The organism is Paenibacillus taichungensis (genome assembly GCF_047302525.1).
Taxonomy (GTDB): domain Bacteria; phylum Bacillota; class Bacilli; order Paenibacillales; family Paenibacillaceae; genus Paenibacillus; species Paenibacillus taichungensis_B.
In genome coordinates this window covers 6,712,805-6,734,596 of the sequence record NZ_CP168020.1, presented here as the reverse complement: position 1 = coordinate 6,734,596, position 21,792 = coordinate 6,712,805, and the positions used below count along the sequence as shown (strand labels likewise).

At 48.3% G+C, this 21,792-nt stretch carries 10 protein-coding genes, 1 tRNA gene and 3 rRNA genes; 1 reads left to right on the top strand and 13 read right to left on the bottom strand.

Annotation, left to right across the window (positions count from 1 at the left end):
- Positions 1-69 precede the first annotated feature (69 nt).
- From rrf to ACDJ58_RS30370, 4 genes are all read right to left on the bottom strand, one after another.
- A 5S ribosomal RNA gene (rrf, locus tag ACDJ58_RS30385) occupies positions 70-186 on the bottom strand.
- An 80-nt stretch (positions 187-266) separates the two neighbouring features.
- Positions 267-3,192 (bottom strand): 23S ribosomal RNA (locus tag ACDJ58_RS30380).
- 209 nt (positions 3,193-3,401) lie between these two features.
- Positions 3,402-3,477: transfer RNA gene (locus tag ACDJ58_RS30375), tRNA-Ala, on the bottom strand.
- A 102-nt stretch (positions 3,478-3,579) separates the two neighbouring features.
- Positions 3,580-5,131, bottom strand: a 16S ribosomal RNA gene (locus tag ACDJ58_RS30370).
- Together the 16S, 23S and 5S rRNA genes with 1 tRNA gene alongside form the textbook arrangement of a ribosomal RNA operon.
- Before the next feature lie 713 nt (positions 5,132-5,844).
- On the opposite strand from ACDJ58_RS30370, the gene ACDJ58_RS30365 reads away from it, so the two are divergent.
- Positions 5,845-7,197, top strand: a complete 1,353-nt coding sequence (locus ACDJ58_RS30365; RefSeq protein ID WP_413374398.1) for a molybdopterin-dependent oxidoreductase — start codon at positions 5,845-5,847, stop codon at positions 7,195-7,197.
- Between the two features lie 152 nt (positions 7,198-7,349).
- On the opposite strand, the gene ligA is transcribed toward ACDJ58_RS30365, so the two are convergent.
- The 9 genes from ligA to ACDJ58_RS30320 all read right to left on the bottom strand — a co-directional run bounded on the left by ligA (position 7,350) and on the right by ACDJ58_RS30320 (position 21,674).
- A complete protein-coding gene (ligA, locus tag ACDJ58_RS30360; protein ID WP_413374397.1) occupies positions 7,350-9,368 on the bottom strand; it encodes an NAD-dependent DNA ligase LigA in 2,019 nt (672 codons plus the stop codon).
- A gap of 222 nt (positions 9,369-9,590) precedes the next feature.
- Positions 9,591-11,954 (bottom strand): DNA helicase PcrA, encoded by a 2,364-nt coding sequence (gene pcrA / locus ACDJ58_RS30355; RefSeq protein ID WP_413374396.1) that lies wholly within the window; start codon positions 11,952-11,954, stop codon positions 9,591-9,593.
- A 416-nt stretch (positions 11,955-12,370) separates the two neighbouring features.
- Positions 12,371-13,057, bottom strand: coding sequence for a heptaprenylglyceryl phosphate synthase (locus tag ACDJ58_RS30350; RefSeq protein ID WP_413379891.1), 687 nt, complete (start codon positions 13,055-13,057; stop codon positions 12,371-12,373).
- Between the two features lie 285 nt (positions 13,058-13,342).
- On the bottom strand, positions 13,343-14,218 hold the full coding sequence (locus ACDJ58_RS30345; protein WP_063568268.1) for a phosphatidylinositol-specific phospholipase C/glycerophosphodiester phosphodiesterase family protein: 876 nt from the start codon (positions 14,216-14,218) through the stop codon (positions 13,343-13,345).
- A gap of 190 nt (positions 14,219-14,408) precedes the next feature.
- Complete coding sequence (gene rfbD, locus ACDJ58_RS30340) at positions 14,409-15,290, bottom strand: dTDP-4-dehydrorhamnose reductase (protein ID WP_413374395.1); 882 nt, start codon at positions 15,288-15,290, stop codon at positions 14,409-14,411.
- Complete coding sequence (gene rfbB / locus ACDJ58_RS30335; RefSeq protein WP_413374394.1) at positions 15,287-16,312, bottom strand: dTDP-glucose 4,6-dehydratase; 1,026 nt, start codon at positions 16,310-16,312, stop codon at positions 15,287-15,289. The genes rfbD and rfbB overlap by 4 nt, the downstream gene beginning before the upstream one ends.
- Positions 16,313-16,366: 54 nt before the next feature.
- Complete coding sequence (gene rfbC, locus ACDJ58_RS30330; protein WP_413374393.1) at positions 16,367-16,915, bottom strand: dTDP-4-dehydrorhamnose 3,5-epimerase; 549 nt, start codon at positions 16,913-16,915, stop codon at positions 16,367-16,369.
- Between the two features lie 181 nt (positions 16,916-17,096).
- On the bottom strand, positions 17,097-17,975 hold the full coding sequence (galU, locus tag ACDJ58_RS30325; protein ID WP_413374392.1) for a UTP--glucose-1-phosphate uridylyltransferase GalU: 879 nt from the start codon (positions 17,973-17,975) through the stop codon (positions 17,097-17,099).
- A 78-nt stretch (positions 17,976-18,053) separates the two neighbouring features.
- Positions 18,054-21,674 (bottom strand): SNF2 helicase associated domain-containing protein, encoded by a 3,621-nt coding sequence (locus tag ACDJ58_RS30320; protein WP_413374391.1) that lies wholly within the window; start codon positions 21,672-21,674, stop codon positions 18,054-18,056.
- Positions 21,675-21,792: the final 118 nt, after the last annotated feature.

The following is a 21,792-nucleotide window of genomic DNA, read 5'->3' as shown; positions in this document are numbered from 1 at the left end:
AGCTAATCCTGCATTTTTGCTTATAAACAAATAAAAACCACCACCGAATAACATCGGCAGTGGTTCTTTGCTTGGCGGCGTCCTACTCTCCCAGGACCCTGCGGTCCAAGTACCATCGGCGCTAGAGGGCTTAACGGTCGTGTTCGGGATGGGTACGTGTGGAACCCCTCCGCCATCGCCACCAAACGCATAGCTTAGCTTACATTCAGAGATCATTCTCTGAAAACTAGATCCGAAACGAAATGTGCGATTTACAACTTGCATATTTGGATAAGCCCTCGACCGATTAGTACTGGTCAGCTCCATGCATTGCTGCACTTCCACCCCCAGCCTATCTACCTCGTCGTCTTCAAGGGGTCTTACATACTGGGAAATCTCATCTTGAGGGGGGCTTCACGCTTAGATGCTTTCAGCGCTTATCCCTTCCGTACATAGCTACCCAGCGGTGCTCCTGGCGGAACAACTGGTACACCAGCGGTACGTCCATCCCGGTCCTCTCGTACTAAGGACAGCTCCTCTCAAATTTCCTACGCCCACGACAGATAGGGACCGAACTGTCTCACGACGTTCTGAACCCAGCTCGCGTACCGCTTTAATGGGCGAACAGCCCAACCCTTGGGACCTACTTCAGCCCCAGGATGCGATGAGCCGACATCGAGGTGCCAAACCTCCCCGTCGATGTGGACTCTTGGGGGAGATAAGCCTGTTATCCCCAGGGTAGCTTTTATCCGTTGAGCGATGGCCCTTCCATGCGGTACCACCGGATCACTAAGCCCGACTTTCGTCCCTGCTCGACTTGTAGGTCTCGCAGTCAAGCTCCCTTATGCCTTTGCACTCTTCGAATGATTTCCAACCATTCTGAGGGAACCTTTGGGCGCCTCCGTTACTCTTTAGGAGGCGACCGCCCCAGTCAAACTGCCCACCTGACACTGTCCCCGCACCGGATTACGGTACCAGGTTAGAACCTAGATACGATCAGGGTGGTATCCCAACGGTGCCTCCACGCAAGCTGGCGCTCACGTTTCAAAGGCTCCCACCTATCCTGTACAGATCGTACCCAAATTCAATATCAAGCTGCAGTAAAGCTCCATGGGGTCTTTCCGTCTTGTCGCGGGTAACCTGCATCTTCACAGGTATTAAAATTTCACCGGATCTCTCGTTGAGACAGCGCCCAAGTCGTTACGCCATTCGTGCGGGTCAGAATTTACCTGACAAGGAATTTCGCTACCTTAGGACCGTTATAGTTACGGCCGCCGTTTACTGGGGCTTCGGTTCACAGCTTCGGATTGCTCCTAACCGCTCCCCTTAACCTTCCAGCACCGGGCAGGCGTCAGCCCGTATACTTCGCCTTACGGCTTCGCACAGACCTGTGTTTTTGCTAAACAGTCGCTTGGGCCTTTTCACTGCGGCCCCCTCGTGCTATTCACACTACCGGGGCACCCCTTCTCCCGAAGTTACGGGGTCATTTTGCCGAGTTCCTTAACGAGAGTTCTTCCGCGCGCCTTAGAATTCTCTTCTCGCCTACCTGTGTCGGTTTGCGGTACGGGCACCATCACCTGGCTAGAGGCTTTTCTTGGCAGTGTGAGATCATGACCTTCGCTACTATAATTTTCGCTCCCCATCACAGCCCAGCCTTACGATGTGCGGATTTGCCTACACACCAGCCTCACTGCTTAGACGGACATCCATCAGTCCGCGTCACTACCCTGCTGCGTCCCCCCATTGCTCATAACGGCTTACGGTGGTACAGGAATTTCGACCTGTTGTCCTTCGACTACGCCTTTCGGCCTCGCCTTAGGTCCCGACTTACCCTGAGCGGACGAGCCTTCCTCAGGAACCCTTAGGCTTTCGGCGGATCAGATTCTCACTGATCTTTTCGTTACTCATACCGGCATTCTCACTTGTATAATGTCCAGCGCTCCTTACGGTACACCTTCAACCCTTATACAACGCTCCCCTACCCCTGATGCAAAGCATCAAGCCATAGCTTCGGTGGTGTGTTTAGCCCCGTTACATTTTCGGCGCAGAGTCACTCGACCAGTGAGCTATTACGCACTCTTTCAATGGTGGCTGCTTCTAAGCCAACATCCTGGTTGTCTGTGCAACTCCACATCCTTTCCCACTTAACACACACTTGGGGACCTTAGCTGATGGTCTGGGCTGTTTCCCTTTTGACAATGGATCTTAGCACTCACTGTCTGACTCCCGGAAGTAAGTCTATGGCATTCGGAGTTTGACTGAGCTTGGTAACCCTTGCGGGCCCCGCACCCAATCAGTGCTCTACCTCCACGACTCTGTTTTCCGAGGCTAGCCCTAAAGCTATTTCGGGGAGAACCAGCTATCTCCGAGTTCGATTGGAATTTCTCCGCTACCCCCACCTCATCCCCGCATTTTTCAACATGCGTGGGTTCGGGCCTCCAGTGCGTGTTACCGCACCTTCACCCTGGACAGGGGTAGATCACCCGGTTTCGGGTCTACGTCCACGTACTAAGTCGCCCTATTCAGACTCGCTTTCGCTGCGGCTCCGGCTCTTCACCTTAACCTTGCACGGGAACGTAACTCGCCGGTTCATTCTACAAAAGGCACGCCATCACCCCTAAAACGGGCTCTGACTTTTTGTAAGCACACGGTTTCAGGTTCTATTTCACTCCCCTTCCGGGGTGCTTTTCACCTTTCCCTCACGGTACTGCTTCACTATCGGTCGCTAGGAAGTATTTAGCCTTGGCAGATGGTCCTGCCGGATTCATACGGGGTTTCACGTGCCCCGCACTACTCGGGATACATCTCGGAGGGAACCAACTTTCAAGTACAGGGCTTTTACCTTCTTTGGCGGGCCTTTCCAGACCTCTTCGCTTAACCGGTTCCTTTGTAACTCCATGTGAGATGTCCCACAACCCCAAAGAGCAAGCTCTCTGGTTTGGGCTTCTCCGCGTTCGCTCGCCGCTACTGACGGAATCACTATTGTTTTCTCTTCCTCAAGGTACTTAGATGTTTCAGTTCCCTTGGTATGCCTCTACATAACCTATGTATTCAGTTATGAGTAACTGGAAATTACCCCAGCTGGGTTTCCCCATTCGGACACCCCCGGATCAATGCTTGCTTACAGCTCCCCGAGGCAGTTTCGTTGTTCGCCACGTCCTTCATCGGCTCCTAGCGCCTAGGCATCCTCCGTGTGCTCTTAGTAGCTTAACCATTTGCTCCGGTTTCGATGGCGCGCTCCGCTTGTTTTGGACTACGTCCAAAGCCAAAAGTCGCTTCCCATTCGATACCATCGCAATTGCAATCTACCGTTTTATTGAAACTTGTTTAACACAAGTTCAGCTTAAAAAGGAATGTTCTAATTCGCAATTTTCGTTTCGATATCTAGTTTTCAAAGAACAAGCTGAATAGACGAAATTCTTTGGTGGAGCCAAGCGGGATCGAACCGCTGACCTCCTGCTTGCAAGGCAGGCGCTCTCCCAGCTGAGCTATGGCCCCTCAAATTCCATCAAAACTGAACAAATGGATAAGTAACTGTGTTGCTGTTGCAGATCTAGTCTGCTATTTGAATGTTTCCACTCGGGAAACGATTCTCCATAGAAAGGAGGTGATCCAGCCGCACCTTCCGATACGGCTACCTTGTTACGACTTCACCCCAATCATCTATCCCACCTTCGGCGGCTGGCTCCTTGCGGTTACCCCACCGACTTCGGGTGTTATAAACTCTCGTGGTGTGACGGGCGGTGTGTACAAGACCCGGGAACGTATTCACCGCGGCATGCTGATCCGCGATTACTAGCAATTCCGACTTCATGCAGGCGAGTTGCAGCCTGCAATCCGAACTGAGACCGGCTTTTTAGGATTCGTTCCACCTCGCGGCTTCACAGCCCGTTGTACCGGCCATTGTAGTACGTGTGTAGCCCAGGTCATAAGGGGCATGATGATTTGACGTCATCCCCACCTTCCTCCGGTTTATCACCGGCAGTCACCTTAGAGTGCCCACCCGAAGTGCTGGCAACTAAGATCAAGGGTTGCGCTCGTTGCGGGACTTAACCCAACATCTCACGACACGAGCTGACGACAACCATGCACCACCTGTCTCCTCTGTCCCGAAGGAAAGATACATCTCTGTACCGATCAGAGGGATGTCAAGACCTGGTAAGGTTCTTCGCGTTGCTTCGAATTAAACCACATACTCCACTGCTTGTGCGGGTCCCCGTCAATTCCTTTGAGTTTCAGTCTTGCGACCGTACTCCCCAGGCGGAGTGCTTAATGTGTTAACTTCGGCACCAAGGGTATCGAAACCCCTAACACCTAGCACTCATCGTTTACGGCGTGGACTACCAGGGTATCTAATCCTGTTTGCTCCCCACGCTTTCGCGCCTCAGCGTCAGTTACAGCCCAGAGAGTCGCCTTCGCCACTGGTGTTCCTCCACATATCTACGCATTTCACCGCTACACGTGGAATTCCACTCTCCTCTTCTGCACTCAAGTCACCCAGTTTCCAGTGCGATCCGGGGTTGAGCCCCGGGATTAAACACCAGACTTAAATGACCGCCTGCGCGCGCTTTACGCCCAATAATTCCGGACAACGCTTGCCCCCTACGTATTACCGCGGCTGCTGGCACGTAGTTAGCCGGGGCTTTCTTCTCAGGTACCGTCACCTTGAGAGCAGTTACTCTCCCAAGCGTTCTTCCCTGGCAACAGAGCTTTACGATCCGAAAACCTTCATCACTCACGCGGCATTGCTCCGTCAGGCTTTCGCCCATTGCGGAAGATTCCCTACTGCTGCCTCCCGTAGGAGTCTGGGCCGTGTCTCAGTCCCAGTGTGGCCGATCACCCTCTCAGGTCGGCTACGCATCGTCGCCTTGGTGAGCCGTTACCCCACCAACTAGCTAATGCGCCGCAGGCCCATCCCCAAGTGACAGATTGCTCCGTCTTTCCAGTTCTCTTCAGGAGAAGAAAACAACTATTCGGTATTAGCTACCGTTTCCGGTAGTTGTCCCAAACTTGAGGGCAGGTTGCCTACGTGTTACTCACCCGTCCGCCGCTAACTATCAGAGAAGCAAGCTTCTCATCAAGTCCGCTCGACTTGCATGTATTAGGCATGCCGCCAGCGTTCGTCCTGAGCCAGGATCAAACTCTCCAATAAAGTATTGAAAAGAGCGATAAGCTCATTTTGAAACTGACGATTCATTATGAATCAAAAGTTACTATCCATTTGTTCAGTTTTCAAGGAACTTGTTTGTCCGTTTGTGTTAATACTTGTCAACCGGACAGGAATCTTATCTTATCATGTTGACTAACTAACTGTCAACTCTTTTTTTCCGTCAGCGTTCAAAGCGTTTCGACAATCATTCGTTTGAGGCGACAAGAAATAATATATCATGATCTAATTCATTTAGCAAGCACTTTTTAACAACCTTTATATAAATGGTTTATAATCCATACCCCTTCTAACTGAGACTCCTCTCAACTACATCAATCGACAGATTATATGAATCCAGAAGGAGCAACTCTATTTACTTACAGATAAGATACTAGATACTTCAGGTTACAAGTACATTAATTCTATTTACTAAAAACGGATAGGCACATCTACTTTTCCGTAAATAGTATTAGATAACTATTTAGAAGATACTTTTATATAAGAAGTGTCTCCCCTCCCCTTTTGATGCAAGTGATCCAAACGCTCTATAATAAGGTATATATAATATAGAATAAGGAATGAATATGATACTCCCGTTCAAGTAGCCACTGATACAATACTCAGTAATACTAAATTCAGAACCCGCTCTCTAATCACAATCGGCTTCATTTATATCGAGGATGCTCTGATGAATAACCTATATGGGGTGAACGCATATGAAGCAATGGCTGAAGAACTTTCGAAAGGGTTATGGTAAAAAGCTCGTTTCCATTCATGCCTGGAATGCCTGGATTGTTGTCATCCTCGCGGTATCAGGTCTTATGTTGGTCGGTGGTTTCTGGCGTGAGTTACTCGGGATTGGACGCGTATGGTTAAAGTGGCTACATATTATCGTCGGGCTAGCTATGCTGGCACCCGTGGTGTATTACTTACTTTTGGCCGGAAAGCACTGGAAACAACTTCGTAATAGGCCTTGGCAGAAAGCAAATACAATCGTTGTTCTTGCACTGCTGGTAGGTTGGCTGTTATCAGGTATTGTGTTATGGCAATTCAAGCTCGCTGGACCGAGATGGTCGAATGCCGCGCTTCTGGTTCATGATTTGCTGACTTGGGTTGGCCTGCCTTATATCATCTACCATTCCATCACGAGAACGAGGTGGTTAAAAGACCCTGCACGCCGTGCAGTAAAAACAACGACAGTTGTAGCAGAGGGTAGAAATATGGCGCATCCAACTAATGCTCCTGATGAAAATACAACACCTGCAGCGGTGGTTTCTACCGAATCTATACGTACCATTAAGGAAAGTCCTCTCCATCAACCAGAGAAACCTCAACCCGTGTATACACGGCGGGCATTTATTCGGTCTGCTGTAGGAGTGGGCCTAGCTGTGACTTTGGGGCCTACTTTTATATCATGGGTTGGACGAAACCTCAATATAGACAACAGTATTGATAGCATGCTGGAGAACGATCCCAATCACATGGTGCCATTGCCACAAGCACTACCAAGTTCCTTACCTCCCGTAGGGGGCGGGGCCGAAGGCCATTTTCGCGTATACACAGTAACACCGATACCTTCCTTTTCCAATGCAAACTGGTCATTCCGGATTGACGGGCTCGTTGAACGGGCGCAGGTATGGAACTGGGAGCAGTTTGTAAAGCTTGCACGTACCGTTCAGGTCAGTGACTTTCACTGCGTTACAGGTTGGTCTGTATATAAGAATACTTGGGAAGGCATATCTCTTAAGCAATTACTGACCCAAGCCGGAGTGAAACCCGAAGCGCACAGCGTCAAGTTCTACTCCGGAGATGGTGTATATACGGATGCCATTACAATGGATCAGGCGCAGATGGATGATATTATGGTAGCTGTCATGCATGATGGCAAACCGATCCCGGCAGATCTGGGCGGCCCGGTACGTTTGGTCATTCCCCAGATGTATGCCTATAAGTCTGTCAAGTGGCTGAATCGCATTGAACTGATCGACAGCGAACATATCGGCTACTGGGAAGAACGAGGTTACGATAAGGATGCATGGCTTACTGGTGCTTCTCAGGCGCGTTCCTGATTTAAGTTAATGCGCATATACAGTTAGGTTTAAATATACGTGTAAACCAAAGACCCCCGTTCCACGCATTCGTGGTACAGGGGTCTTTAAGTTATCTATTACTTAATCGGATAAAACTGAGAACTAAATCATAGTCTACTCCACATTCAGATCTATCCCTCTTGATTTAAAAGACGTACAAGTTCGTCCTCATCCTCAATGGTAGGAATGCCGAGATCATGAGCTTTGGTCAGTTTAGAGCCAGCCTTCTCTCCGGCAATAACAAGGTCTGTCTTTTTGGAGACACTGCCCGTCACCTTCGCTCCAAGCGCTTCCAGTCGTTGCGTTGCCTCTTCCCGTGTGAGTTGATGCAGCGTTCCAGTCAGCACGACCGTTTTGCCACTGAAGAAGGAATCTTCCACAATTGCTGCTGGTGCCTCAGGCGCCTGGGCTTTCACGCCCAAATTCAGCATCTTTTCGATGGCTGCCTGTGTAAACGGGTCTGCAAAGAAAGTCACAATGCTATCAGCTACAATGCCGCCTACGTCCGGAAGTTCAACGAGTTCCTCTGCCGTTGCATTCATAATGGCATGCAGGTCGCGGTAATGGTCAGCCAGCATGCGTGTAGTTGATTTACCTGTATTCGGGATACCCAGTGAATATAGGAACGAAGCGAGGTCACGATCCTTACTCTGCTCCAGGGCAGCAATAAGGTTGTTTGCTTTCTTTTCACCAAACCGCTCCAGCTTCACCAAATCATCAAATTGTAACGTATACAAATCAGCAGGCTCACGCACGTTCAATTCATCGTACAGCTGAATCGCCGTTTTCTCGCTGAATGTCTCGATGTCCATTGCATCACGGGAAGCAAAATGAGAAATTCGAGCCACCGTCTGCGGTTTGCACGCCAGCTTGTTGTTACAGAACAAATGCGCTCCACGCTGTTCCAGCGGGAATCCACATGCCGGACATTGCTCAGGGAACACAATCTCCTCGCCGTCACTCTCTTCAGTCACTTTGCCCAGGATTTCAGGAATGACATCGTTGGAACGACGGATAAAGACACGGGTACCCAAGGCAAACTTCAAATTTTTCCGCTCAATGTCACCCACGTTATTCAATGTGCAGTTCTGTACCGTTACCCCAGCTAACTCAACCGGTTCAACTCGAGCAAGTGGAGTCACTTTGCCAGTACGGCCCACATTCCAGACAACAGAGTTCAGAACGGTCGTCGTCTCTTCCGCCTCGAACTTGTACGCTACCGCCCAACGAGGGAATTTATCCGTGTAACCCAATGCCCCACGGGTGCGCATGTCTGTGATTTTAATAACAGCTCCATCGATCAGGTAGTCCAGTTGACCACGGCTCTCCTGTATCGCAGCCAATTGCTCCATCACATCATCAAACTCATGGAAATACGTAATGGATGGATTGACTTTGAATCGATTCTCACGGAGAAAGTCCATCATCTCCTGATGGTTGGCAAACTGAATATCATCCGAATAACCTACGTTATAAAAATAGGCGTTCAACCGCCGCTCAGCGGTAGTCTTCGGATTCAGGTTGCGCAGCGCTCCTGCTGCGGCATTTCGGGCATTTTTGAGCGGCTCTGCTGCCGTTTCATTATATCGATTCAATACAGACAAGTTCATGATGCCTTCGCCCTGGACTTCAATCGTGCCGCCTGTATAAGGGATTTTGAGCGGGACAGACTTAATCGTTCTAACTTGAGCCAAAATGCCCTCCCCTACAGTTCCGTTTCCACGCGTAGAGGCTTGAACCAACTCACCGTTTGTGTACGTTAGATTCAGGGTCAGACCGTCAAACTTCAGTTCAATTACATAGCCAGGTTCGGGCAACGGATTGTCTGGATTTTTGGTGTTGAAGTCATTGACCAGCTTGAGCACACGAGTATTCCAATTTCGCAGCTGCTCTATATTCTGGGCTTTGTCCAAGCTCCACAATGAGGATAAATGGCGATGCGGTGTAAACCCTTTGAGCAGTTCACCACCCACACGCTGTGTCGGAGAATCAGGCAAAACCATGCCACTCTCCTGTTCCAGCGTAACCAGTTCGTCGTACAGAAGGTCATACTCCTTGTCGCTGATCTGCGGCTGATCCATCGTGTAGTACTGATAATTATGCTGGTTCAGCTCGGTAACGAGTTGCTCCATCCGGTGCATCGGGTCCATACAGGGCCATCCCTCCGTTATTATAATTTGGATCTATGTAGAACAAACACTCAAATTTGCACTTGAACTAAGATGACAGAACAACTCTCCGATCGCTGTTATCCCCAAATTTCTTTAATTCGTTTTAAAGGGGGAAATCCGGGGATAAAGGCGAACACTTCGCTTCTTCAAGTTATTTCTGCCCTCTTAGTTATTTTGCAATATTGAAGTTTCGTTCTTAATCTATTCTACTTTGGTAATGGGAGCAAAGCCTGCAAGCAGACGTTTTAGGCCAACTGGGGCCGGGAATGCGATCTGAAGCTCTGTGTCATTACCCGTGCCTTTCACCCCAACAATGGTACCTGTTCCCCATTTGCCGTGTTGTACTTTATCTCCGGCCTTGAATCCGTCAGAACCAGCTCCGGCAGCGACCGGTTTAGATGCCGACGACGGGGCAGGCGTGCTGGATGTACTGGACGACGTACTCATGGTAACCCGTGAGGAAGTAACTGACGAAGCGGAAGAACCGCTTTGGCTCTGACGATCAAACAACTTGCTTGCTCCGCCACCAAAATTGCTTCCTCCACTAGCACCAAGTCCACGGCCACCATATGATCCACCTGCGCTGCTACCACGACGGTAGCGGTCACGAGCGATGGAGGTATCTTCTTTTAGCTCATCTGGAATTTCATCCAGGAAACGTGAAGGCGGGTTCGCCGTTGTGCGTCCGAACAAGGTCCGCATTTGCGCGCAAGACAGGAAGAGTTGTTCTTCCGCACGCGTAATGCCCACATAAGCCAGTCTGCGTTCTTCCTCCAGCTCCTCGTTATCCATAAAGGCCCGGCTATGTGGGAAAACTCCTTCCTCCATACCAACGATAAAGACGACAGGGAATTCCAGACCTTTGGCACTGTGCATCGTCATCAGGGTAACTGCGTCACTCTGATCCTCTTCATCATCGTTCATGCTGTCGATATCCGCAATCAGTGCGAGATCGGTGAGGAACGAAACGAGTGTTTTGTCTTCATTATTTTTCTCAAATTCCATGGTAACGGACAGGAACTCATCAATGTTCTCCAACCGTGCACGGGATTCGAGTGTGTTTTCATTTTGCATCTCTAGTCGGTACTGACTCATCTCGAGAATCTTCTCGGTTAGTTCGGTTACAGACAGATATTCTACCATCTGATGCAGTGCGGCGATCATGTCATAGAACTCCACCAGCGCATTCCGCGTTCGACCGGCAAAACCGAGATCGTCCACGACCTGAAGCACACGGTATATTGAAATCCCCCGTTCTCCTGCTGCAGCTGCCAGCTTCGCTACCGTTGTATCACCAATGCTGCGTTTCGGTACATTAATAATCCGGGTAAGGCTGATGTCATCATCGGGGTTCGAAAGCAGGCGCAGATACGCCAGAATGTCTTTGATCTCTTTACGATCATAGAACTTGATGCCGCCAACGATCTGATACGGAATATCAGATTTGATCAAAATTTCCTCTATAACCCGGGACTGGGCATTGGTACGGTACAAAATAGCGTGATTCTGATAGGATTTTCCATTCTTCACATTTTTACTAATCTCGGAGGTTACAAAATACCCCTCATCATGTTCGGAATCCGCACGGTACACCTTGATCTTTGAGCCACCCTCTTTGTCCGTCCACAGTTTCTTCGGTTTGCGCCCAGTATTCAGGCCGATTACCTCATTCGCTGCATTCAGGATATTCGAAGTGGAACGATAGTTTTGCTCCAGCAAAATCGTATTGGCTTCAGGGTAGTCTTTCTCAAAATTCAGGATGTTGCTGATATCCGCTCCACGCCAGCGATAGATTGATTGGTCACTATCACCTACGACGCAAATGCGGTGATGACTATCAGCTAGCATGCGGCAGAGCATGTATTGCGCACGGTTGGTATCCTGATACTCATCCACGTGAATATACTGGAATTTCTTTTGGTAGAAGTCGAGAACTTCCGGTACCTCTTTGAAAAGTTGAATGGTCGCCATGATGAGATCGTCAAAGTCGAGCGAGTTGTTTGCTCTGAGTTTTTTCTGATACATCTTATATACCTTCGCCACAATGCCTTCGAAATAGTCAGCAGCCTGCTTCTCATATTGCTCCGGACTGATCAATTCATTCTTCGCGGTACTCATCATCGACTGCACGGCTTTTGGTTCAAATTTCTTGGTGTCGATGTTCTGGTCTTTCATACAACTACGAATTACAGATAATTGGTCAGATGAGTCCAAAATGCTGAAATTGGAGGTGAAGCCGATGCGTTCAATGTCACGGCGCAGAATACGCACGCACATGGAGTGGAACGTTGATACCCAGATGTCACGACCCTGAGAGCCGCCAACCAGTTGGGATACTCGGTCTTGCATCTCGCGTGCTGCTTTGTTCGTAAACGTAATAGCCAAAATGCCCCACGGGGGTGCTTTCCGTGTTGCAATAAGATAGGCAATCCGGTGTGTGAGCACACGGGTCTTACCACTGCCCGCTCCAGCCATTATCAACAGCGGTCCATCCGTCGCCTCGACGGCTTGCCGTTGGGGGGTGTTAAGCCGTGCAACGGCATCATGTATATTTACAGGTTGCATGCATGCATGCTCCTTTCGTTGGTTGAAATCGATATAAGTAGTACTAAGGGTTACACTCGTCACTACGATGACAGAATAATCTTCCGATCGCCGTTATTCCCGGATTTTTTGATCTACTTTTTCAAAGTGAAAATCCGGTAATAAATGCGAGCACTTCGTTTCTCCAGCTTATTTCTGTCCTCTTCGTTCTCGTGTCAAAATTAGTCTAGCTTATATTTAAGGGTAGTTGAAATTACAATTGAACTGCAATTACTATCTTTCAGTTGTTGAAAAAGTGAGAACGCTCCGCTTCTCCATTGCAATCTCCGTTGTAGTGTAAACAACATTACGTTTATACAACTTATTTAATTAGTAAGGTCAAAGTTCTATTTTAACAGATCAGGAGGGGAAATTGGGGGAATGGTAAACTAAACCGATTAAATGGATTGTTTCACAGCTTGGACAGTCTCCAACGCCTTGTGCAAATCACTGTAAACAATGTTTCCAACCACAACGGTGTCTGCGACCTGTGCAGCTTGTCCAGCTTTCTCCGGACTATCAATCCCGCCGCCATAGATGAGATGCGCCTTGGTGAGTTGTCTGTGCGTCTCTCCAACCAGATCCATATCTCCAAATGTTCCGCTGTACTCCATGTATACGATAGGCAGGTTAAGCAGACGTTCCGCAGCCTGGGCGTAAGCAACCGCAGCATCCGTCGTCAATTCCGTATCCGCTCCAGTCATTCGGGCAACAGTGGAGTCGACATTGAGGACAATATAACCTTCTGCAATAAGCAGATCCCATGGGATCAGATAACCGTAACGTTCGATGGCTTGCTGGTGCTGTCCGATCATCCATTTGCTATCCGTTGCATTCAGCACCATCGGAATCAGATATCCGTCAAAACCAGGCACAACTGCCTCCAGATCGGATACTTCAAGCACACAGGGCAGCTCGTAGCGACGTACTCTGGACATCAGGTCCACCGTGTTGTCATAGGTAATTCCCGAAGACCCGCCAACAATAATGGCATCGGTTCCCGACATGCAAATCAGGTCGAGTGCTTCATCCGTTATTTCCCGGTCCGGGTCTAGCTTAAATACATGTCTCCACTGCTTAATCATGTCTATCAACGAACATTCCTCCAGAGGTTCTTCTGCATCCTAAAAAGCTTGTAAACTAAGTCTAAGTCAGCAGGGAGTGAGTGTCAATGTTCGTATAAAAAGGGGAACAAAAAATCACAGACTTTTCCCTGGAATTGCAGGAGAAGCCTGTAATTTTAGATGGTAGGGATGTGATGCTACAGAATTTAAGCCAGCGCCTGGTGCCACTTCGAACATCAATATCTTGGCTAGGGTTCAACAGTCTCAAGTAGGAGCATTGCATCATTTGAATCACAATATAATGTCTCAAGGTTTCCAAGCAAAACGTGTGTTCATCTCATCCAGTTCCTGCTCGGTCAATACATCCGAATACACGCCGTACACGCCCCATTTCTCATAGTTTGCTACCTGATCGGTGTCATTAATGGTATGCACGTAGGTGACTGCTCCTGCCTGCTTCAGCTTGGCAACGAAATTCTGGTTTACTTTATATTCCGGCATGGTTACGGCATCGATATCATTCTTTTGTACAAAATCAACCACCTGGGCTTCAGTATCCTGCGTAGCGTAAAGAGTATAGATAATAGAAGGAAACGCGTAGATTTCTTTCACGGTTTCGAGCATCGGCTCGTTATAGATCTGTACTACAACCCGATTAAGGATTGAAGAGTCATGTTTCTTGGCTGCGTCCACGAGTGATTTTAGCACCTGCTGAATATCCTCGTCCTTCTGTTCTTTTGTATCGGTCACGATATACATATCCGGGTACTTGGCCAATACATCCATAATCCCGTCGGCATCCATCGGTTGGTACATGCCCAGAATGGGTGTATTCATAAATTCATCATGTGTCAATGCCCCAGCCTGTTTGTCTTCGGGTAACTCCTCGTCCTGTCCCAGCATTTTGCTCATGTTAGCGGTCCATTCATGTCTGGCTACTGCTTTGCGGTCCGAGGTCAGCATAAAGTCAATCTCAAACACACGTGTGCCCTTCTCATAATTGGCAATCATCGCCTCATAGGCGTTCGTGTAAGGCTGCTCACGGATACTGCCCATGGCATGAGCAATCAGTCGATAGGCCGTAAACCCATCGTGCTGCTCCTCACTTTGACTGTCATAGGCAAAAAAGAGTGTGCCCACGGTTACGATGAGTAGTGTAATGACGGCGGCAATTCGTTTCATATGGCGTTCACATCCTTATCAGGGTGGTAGGGAAGAAAAAGAGTATGATAATCATCATATGACGAAACATGTGCGGTTTTTCCTTTTTGATAGCTAACTACCCTGATTGGAGAGGTGTAAAACAAAAAGCCGCACGGAGGCGGCTGTTAAATCTAGGGATGCAGTATTTCGGATGCATAAGAGACACCATCTATTCGGCTTGTTGTACACTTAATTCATTTAGAAATGCGATCAAAGCCTCTCGCCAAGCCCTCATGGGTTGCAGACCGTTTGTGCGAATAGCGAGATGATCCATTACGGAATATTGGGGGCGAGGAGCAGGACGGGGAAATTGCACGGTGGTACAAGGCTCGAGAACAGCACTCTGATTGAATCCGGATTGCTTGGCTGCTTCTTCCGCAATGGCCTGAGCAAATTCATACCAGGTGCATGTTCCAGAATTAGAGGCATGGTAGATACCATATTTTTCAGTTAATGAAAGGTTACTCACGAGTCTGGCTAAGTCCACAGTATATGTGGGCGATCCTTGTTGATCATGAACCACCTGAAGCCGGGGACGCTTCTCCAGAAGTTCCAGCATGGTTTTGACAAAATTACTGCCGTGTACTCCAAATACCCATGATGTTCGTATAATAAACCATCGCGTACAGAGACTCTCGACCAGTCTCTCTCCGGCAAGCTTTGACTTGCCATACACGGTCTGCGGATTGGTCAAATCAAATTCCTGATAAGGTCTCGTTGCAGTGCCATCAAATACGTAATCGGTACTAATATAGATCAGTTTGGCTTTCACTTTCTCTGCAGCAACTGCTATATTTCTAGTGCCTGTTACATTGACTGTGTACGCCATATCCTCATCTGTCTCGGCCAGATCGACGGCTGTATAGGCAGCACAATGAACGATGATGTGAGGCTGAAAAGCGTTAATGGTATCTCTGCATTGCTGTTGGTCGGTAATGTCCAATTGATCCCTGTCACAGGCCATGACATCATGACCACCAGCTCGAAATATCTTTACAACATCGTATCCGAGCTGTCCCGCAGCCCCCGTCACCATTACTCTATACTTCATTTTGTAGGATCACCCATTCGATCACCATACTGAAGTTTTACATAATCTTGATACGTACCTGATTGAATTCGTGTCCACCATTCCTTATGGTTCAGATACCACTGGATGGTTTCCTTGATTCCTGTCTCAAAATTGTGCACGGGCTTCCAGCCAAGCTCAGTATGCAATTTGGTCGGGTCAATCCCATAACGTCGGTCGTGGCCTAGTCGATCCTGTACATATTGAATCAAACTTGCAGGTTTGCCTATTTGTTCTAGAATCTTTTCAACAATATATATATTGGTACGTTCATTATTTCCCCCGATGTTATATACCTCTCCAATCTTGCCATTATGAATGACCAGATCGATAGCACTACAGTGATCTTCTACATAGAGCCAATCACGAATATTAAGCCCATCGCCATAGACAGGAATAGCCTCATCATTTAATGCACGAGATATAATAAGCGGTATAAGTTTCTCTGGAAATTGGAAAGGTCCATAATTATTCGAACAACGTGTAATGTTTACAGGCAAACCAAAGGTTTCATGATACGCTCTTACAAGCAAATCCCCACCCGCTTTACTGGCAGAGTAAGGACTGTTCGGCATCAAAGGTGTCTCTTCTCTAAACAAACCTGTTGGACCAAGTGAGCCATATACTTCATCCGTAGACACCTGAACATATTTGGTAACCTGATATTTCTTCGCCGCATCCAGCAACACCTGAGTTCCGAGTACATTGGTACGCACAAAAATATCGGGGGACAGAATGCTGCGATCCACATGAGACTCAGCCGCAAAATTGACGATTACATCGATCCCTTGGGAGATGATTTGTTCCATCTGCTGTACGTCAGTGATATCCGCTCGGATAAACGTATATTGAGGATTGGATTCTACGGATTGCAAATTCTCAAGGTTGCCTGCATACGTTAAGGAATCCACGTTAACAATTTCATAATCAGGATGCTCACGAAGCATATATATCACAAAGTTGCTGCCAATAAATCCAGCCCCTCCAGTAACGAGCAGTTTCATGTTATCTCTCTCCTTCTGCCCCCAGATACTGCACATCCGAGAAGCTTGTTTTAGTTAGCCAAAATTCAGTTCCGCCCCTTGTAGTAAAGGGTGCTTCTGGTCTTTCTCGGAGAGAATGGGATCCGACACAGGCCAATCAATTCCAAGAGCTGGATCGTTCCACAAAATACCCCGGTCATGTTCAGGCGAATAGTATGCATCCACCTTGTATGTCACCTGTGTATGTGGCACCAGTGTACAGAATCCATGAGCGAAACCTTGGGGGACAAGCAACTGCCGCTGATTATACTCACTGAGAATGACACTTTCCCACTGTCCAAAGGTTGGTGAAGTGGTACGAATATCTACAATAACATCATAGATGGCTCCGGATATAACTCTGACCAACTTGGTCTGTGCTCTGGGCTGAAGCTGGTAATGAAGTCCGCGAAGAACTCCAGCTTCAGCGGACAGGGATTGATTGTCCTGAACAAACACATGATGTATACCATTTTCATACAGAACACGCTCATTATAACTTTCCATGAAATATCCCCGATGATCGCCATAAACCTTAGGTTCCAATATAGCTGCGCCATCCATAAACAGCGGAATCACCTTCATGTTATCCCTCCGTTATTGCTATTAACAGCATTTCTTCATATTAATCTATGTATATGTAAAGCATCGGGCAAGTGATCGTTCATTGGCCTGGTTAAATCATGATATTTCAATACGTTGTTCCATAAAATAATTAAACCCAACCGTGTTTAACTTTCGGCTGGGCTTAATAATAGTGACTTCTCTATTTGTTCTGTACAATCTGCTCCAAATACTTCAACAAATCCTCCCGCAAATCCGGGCGCTGAAGCGCATAGTGAATCGTGGTTTCAATAAAACCAAGCTTCTCCCCAACATCATGACGTAGGCCATCAAAGTGATAGGCGAGAATCTGTCGTTGGTCATTCAGACGGGACAAGGCATCCGTTAACTGGATTTCTCCACCCACGCCAGCAGACTGCTGACCAAGAATATCGAAGATGTCCGGCGTCAGAATATAACGTCCCATAATAGCCAGATTGGAAGGTGATTCTTCCGTCTTCGGTTTCTCAATCAAACGACGCGCGCGGTACACACGATCTTCGGTGCGAGATACCAATTCCCCGTCCACAATTCCATAACGAGACACTTCGCTCCAATCAACTGGCTGTACACCTACAATCGGAGATTGCAATTCATCATAGACTTCTATCATTTGCTGAAGACAAGGATGATTGGACTCCACAATGTCATCCCCCAGCAGCACGGCAAACGGTTCGTTTCCGATAAACTTGCGGGCACACCAGATGGCGTGTCCAAGACCCTTCGGTTCCTTTTGACGGATATAATGGATGTCTGCCATCTCGGAGGGCTTGCGAACTTCATTCAGCAGATCCCACTTCTGTTTACCAGCCAGGTTCTGCTCCAACTCGAATGAATAGTCAAAATGATCCTCAATGGCCCGTTTACCTTTACCTGTTACGATAATGATATCTTCAATGCCTGAAGCTACCGCCTCTTCAATGATGTACTGGATCGTTGGTTTATCAACGATTGGCAGCATCTCTTTGGGCATCGCCTTCGTGGCAGGCAGAAACCGGGTACCGAGCCCGGCTGCTGGAATAATTGCTTTACGGATGCACATGCTGAGCCCCACTCCTTTTTGCTAGAGTCATATCTTAATATATTAAATGACGGCAAGCTCCAATGTGACTGGACTTCATTATACCATCAACAATTCCCGGATATCCTGCTCGGATAAGGTAGTCGATCCCCCATCTCCCGGTTCAATGACTTCGGCAATCAGATCTTTTTTGCGCTGCTGCAGCTCCAAAATCTTCTCTTCAATCGTACCTTCCGTAACGAGGCGGATAACCTGTACGACTTGTTTCTGCCCCATACGATGGGCGCGTCCGATGGCCTGTTCTTCCACGGCGGGATTCCACCACAAATCATATAAAATAACAGTATCTGCACCCGTTAAATTCAATCCGGTACCGCCAGCCTTCAACGAGATCAGAAACAGTTCGGCTTCGCCTTCGTTGAATCTGCGGCACATTTCTACCCGACTCTGTGCAGGTGTCTGACCATCCAGGTAGAACAAATCCCTACCCTGTGCAGCCAACGTCTGTCGAATCAGGTTCAGCATGCTAGCGAACTGGGAGAAGATGAGAATCCGCTTGCCAGCAGCCAGACAATCCTGAACCGTCTCCAGCAGCTGCTCCATTTTCCCGGAATCACCTTGATAACCCTCCACAAAGAGAGCGGGATGACAGCACAATTGGCGTAGGCGTGTAATACCAGCCAGTATTTTAATACGGTTCTTCTGAAAACCGTTCTCCTCCATATCCTTGGATGTCTCATCCTGGAGCTGGGACAGGTAGGCGGCATACAGTTTCTTCTGTTCGTCCTTCAGCTCGGAGCGCTGAACGGTTTCAATACGATCCGGCAATTCCTCCAGCACATCTTTCTTCAAACGGCGGAGGATAAACGGACGAACCATTCGCGCGATCCGCTCAGGGGGCAGGTCCCGGAATCTGCGATAGCTTGGGAACAAGCCCGGGAATACGGCTTCAAAGATCGACCACAGCTCATCCAGTGAGTTCTCCACGGGTGTTCCTGTAAGAGCGAAGCGACGTGGTGCTTGAATCTGTTTAACAGCCTGAGCCGTCTGGGAAGAAGAATTCTTGATCGCTTGGGCTTCATCCAAAATAAGCGTATGAAACGTTCTTCCGAGATATGTGTCCAGATCGCGGCGCAATAGCGGATAGGAAGTCACAATAACATCTGCGTCATCCATGCCTGCGAGCATACTGGCTCGTTCGTCTTTCTGCCCAGCTGCAATCAAAACTCGTAAATGCGGCGCAAATCGGGCAAATTCATTCGCCCAGTTGTACGTTAATGAAGCTGGTGCAACGACGAGTACCGGGGGATGAGCAGTATGTTGGTCCAACAGTTCAGCTTGTACTTCATCTGGGATGTTACTCCCGAAAGTTCCCTCATCTAAAACGTGTTTAGCATCACCTGAATTGCTATTGTGCTGTTGCGGCTTTTCTTTCAGTTCTGCCGCGATATAGGCGATACTTTGCAGCGTTTTTCCAAGTCCCATATCATCTGCCAGAATGCCGCCAAATCGGTAAAATGCGAGTGTACGCAGCCACTGATATCCACTGCCCTGATAATCACGCAGCACAGGAGCAAGCGCATCCGGCAATGCAAAATCCATCCGTTCGGGATCACGAAGATCATCCAGGAAACGTTTCAGGGAACCTCCCCACTTCACATGTCCCGAAACCTCGTCTCGACCCGGAAGCTGCAACGCTCGAACTGCCGGCAGCCGAATATGACTGCCCTTGATGTCGCCCGACGCAATTCCAAGCGAATCCGCCATGTGTGCGAAGCTATCCGCTCCTTCATTTTCGAGAGAGACAAACACACCACTGCGCAAGCGGAAATACGGTTTCTTTTCTACAATGCTGCGCATAATTTCCTGAAGCTCATGCTCGTCTACACCTTCCATCTCGAATGAGATTTCCAGCCAGTCCAAGCCTTTACCCAGATCTGCCCGAACTTTCGGCGGTGTCGGATAGGATTGCATCATGGCCTTCACCGCATTCGGTATATAGATGTCTACCTGCTTCTCAAGCTCTGGCAGCAGATGATACATCACATCATATACCGCATCTTCTCGTTCACTTGCCCATACACTGCCATCCCGTTCCAGGAAAGAGCGATCTAGTCGGTCGATCAGGTTACGCTCCGCATGACGGTCACGTACCAAAATCACCTTTTTCTCTTCCTCATCGATCAAATATTCGGCCAGCGGATTAATCACCATTACACCATAATCAAACTCCAGACGCGCAGTAATCCGTTCCCGGTAGAAATCGATATACAACTTTGGCGCAAGTTCCGGCTCTGCGATTCGTTCTCTCACCTGAGAGTCGATGGACAGATGTCCAAGTGTACGTAGTTCCGGCACTACATGCTGCACAAATTCATCCACCTGCTGAGCAGAAATATCGATACTTTCCTTGATTCCATAAGAAGTGAGCGCTCTGCTCAAATCCTCCAGACTTCGCATCTGCATCGGCTCCAACATATGCAATTGCCCTTCCACCACGGCAGCATCATAGGCTGGAAGAAGAATCAGCTCACGCAATCCGGAGATTTCAAGCTGATATCCTTCATTAGTACCCTGCGCAATACGGTAAAATAATGGCAGTGCCCCCTCACCCAAAGTGAGAGGTCCATTCGCTAACCCTGTTCCCTCCATCCGGCTATCTGCCTGAAGCAGCAAATCCAGTAGAGGCTTCCAAACCAGAGGAGCAATCAATATATCTCTTCCGTCTGAAGCACCCAAGTAACCGGAGATGGATTCGCGGTATGCTTCCTCACTCTGCCTCATCCGAATAAGCATAGACAGGATCGCCTGATCCTGGGGCCTAAAATAATGCATTGAAGGGTCGTAGAAGAACAGCTTGGTAAACGACATCGGTTCACCGTTCTCAATGCAGTTCAAGAATTGCTTCACTTTCTGAACTACATACAGGCGTTTATTTCCTACCTTCAGTTCAAGTGCGAGTTTGGCTCCGCCTTTGTGAACCTGTACAAGCTTGCATATAAATTGGAGCTGCAGCTCTTCCCGTAATGAAGACCGGGTTACAGGCGCAGTGTATTTACGATCATTTGCATGCAAGGGGGTACGTTCTTTGGCAAACATGGAAAGAATCTGATCCGCTGTGCGGTACGAAGGTTTATCTGCTGATCTTCCCCATCCAGGGGCCGAGCTTGGACGACCTGCTTGAGCGAAATGTACGGATGGACGATCCAAATCCAAATGGTCATCAAGCTTGGAATCGGAAGGCAATGGCTCCGCTGCAAAGGCCTGAGCAGATGAAGTTGAATGAGACCCCACATTCATTACTGAGTCGGTATTTGAAATGGAGTTTGGGCGCTCCCAATCATTTTCCTCCACCAGCGTTCCTACTCTGGAAGTGGAGCTACGATCAGGTTTAGACACCAGCTTCGAGGATGTTTGAGAGCCCGTGTCACGCTGTTCTCCCCATTCATGAATCGCCAGCAATACGGCAGCCACATGTTTGCAATAGTCATAATATCTCCTATCGCCCGGACAACTGCATCCGGCAACAACCTCACCTGCATCATCCAGATCAACCGTTACTTTGTATCGTTCTGTACCCCGAACCACAGCTTCGTAATGGCGTTCATCCTGACTGGCGACCAGGTTGGTCACCCTGCCAGATTGGTTATACGCTTCTCCCCGTTTGAATGCCGTGACCCCGCACAGCAATTTGATATCCATCATCGTGAATGGCGCCACGGTTCTTCGCCTCCTATAACATGATGTTTTAGTTTTCTTTCGAAAAAATATATAAATTTCACACACCGATACAAACATTTCTCTGACAAACAAGATACCACATACGAATCTGACCTCG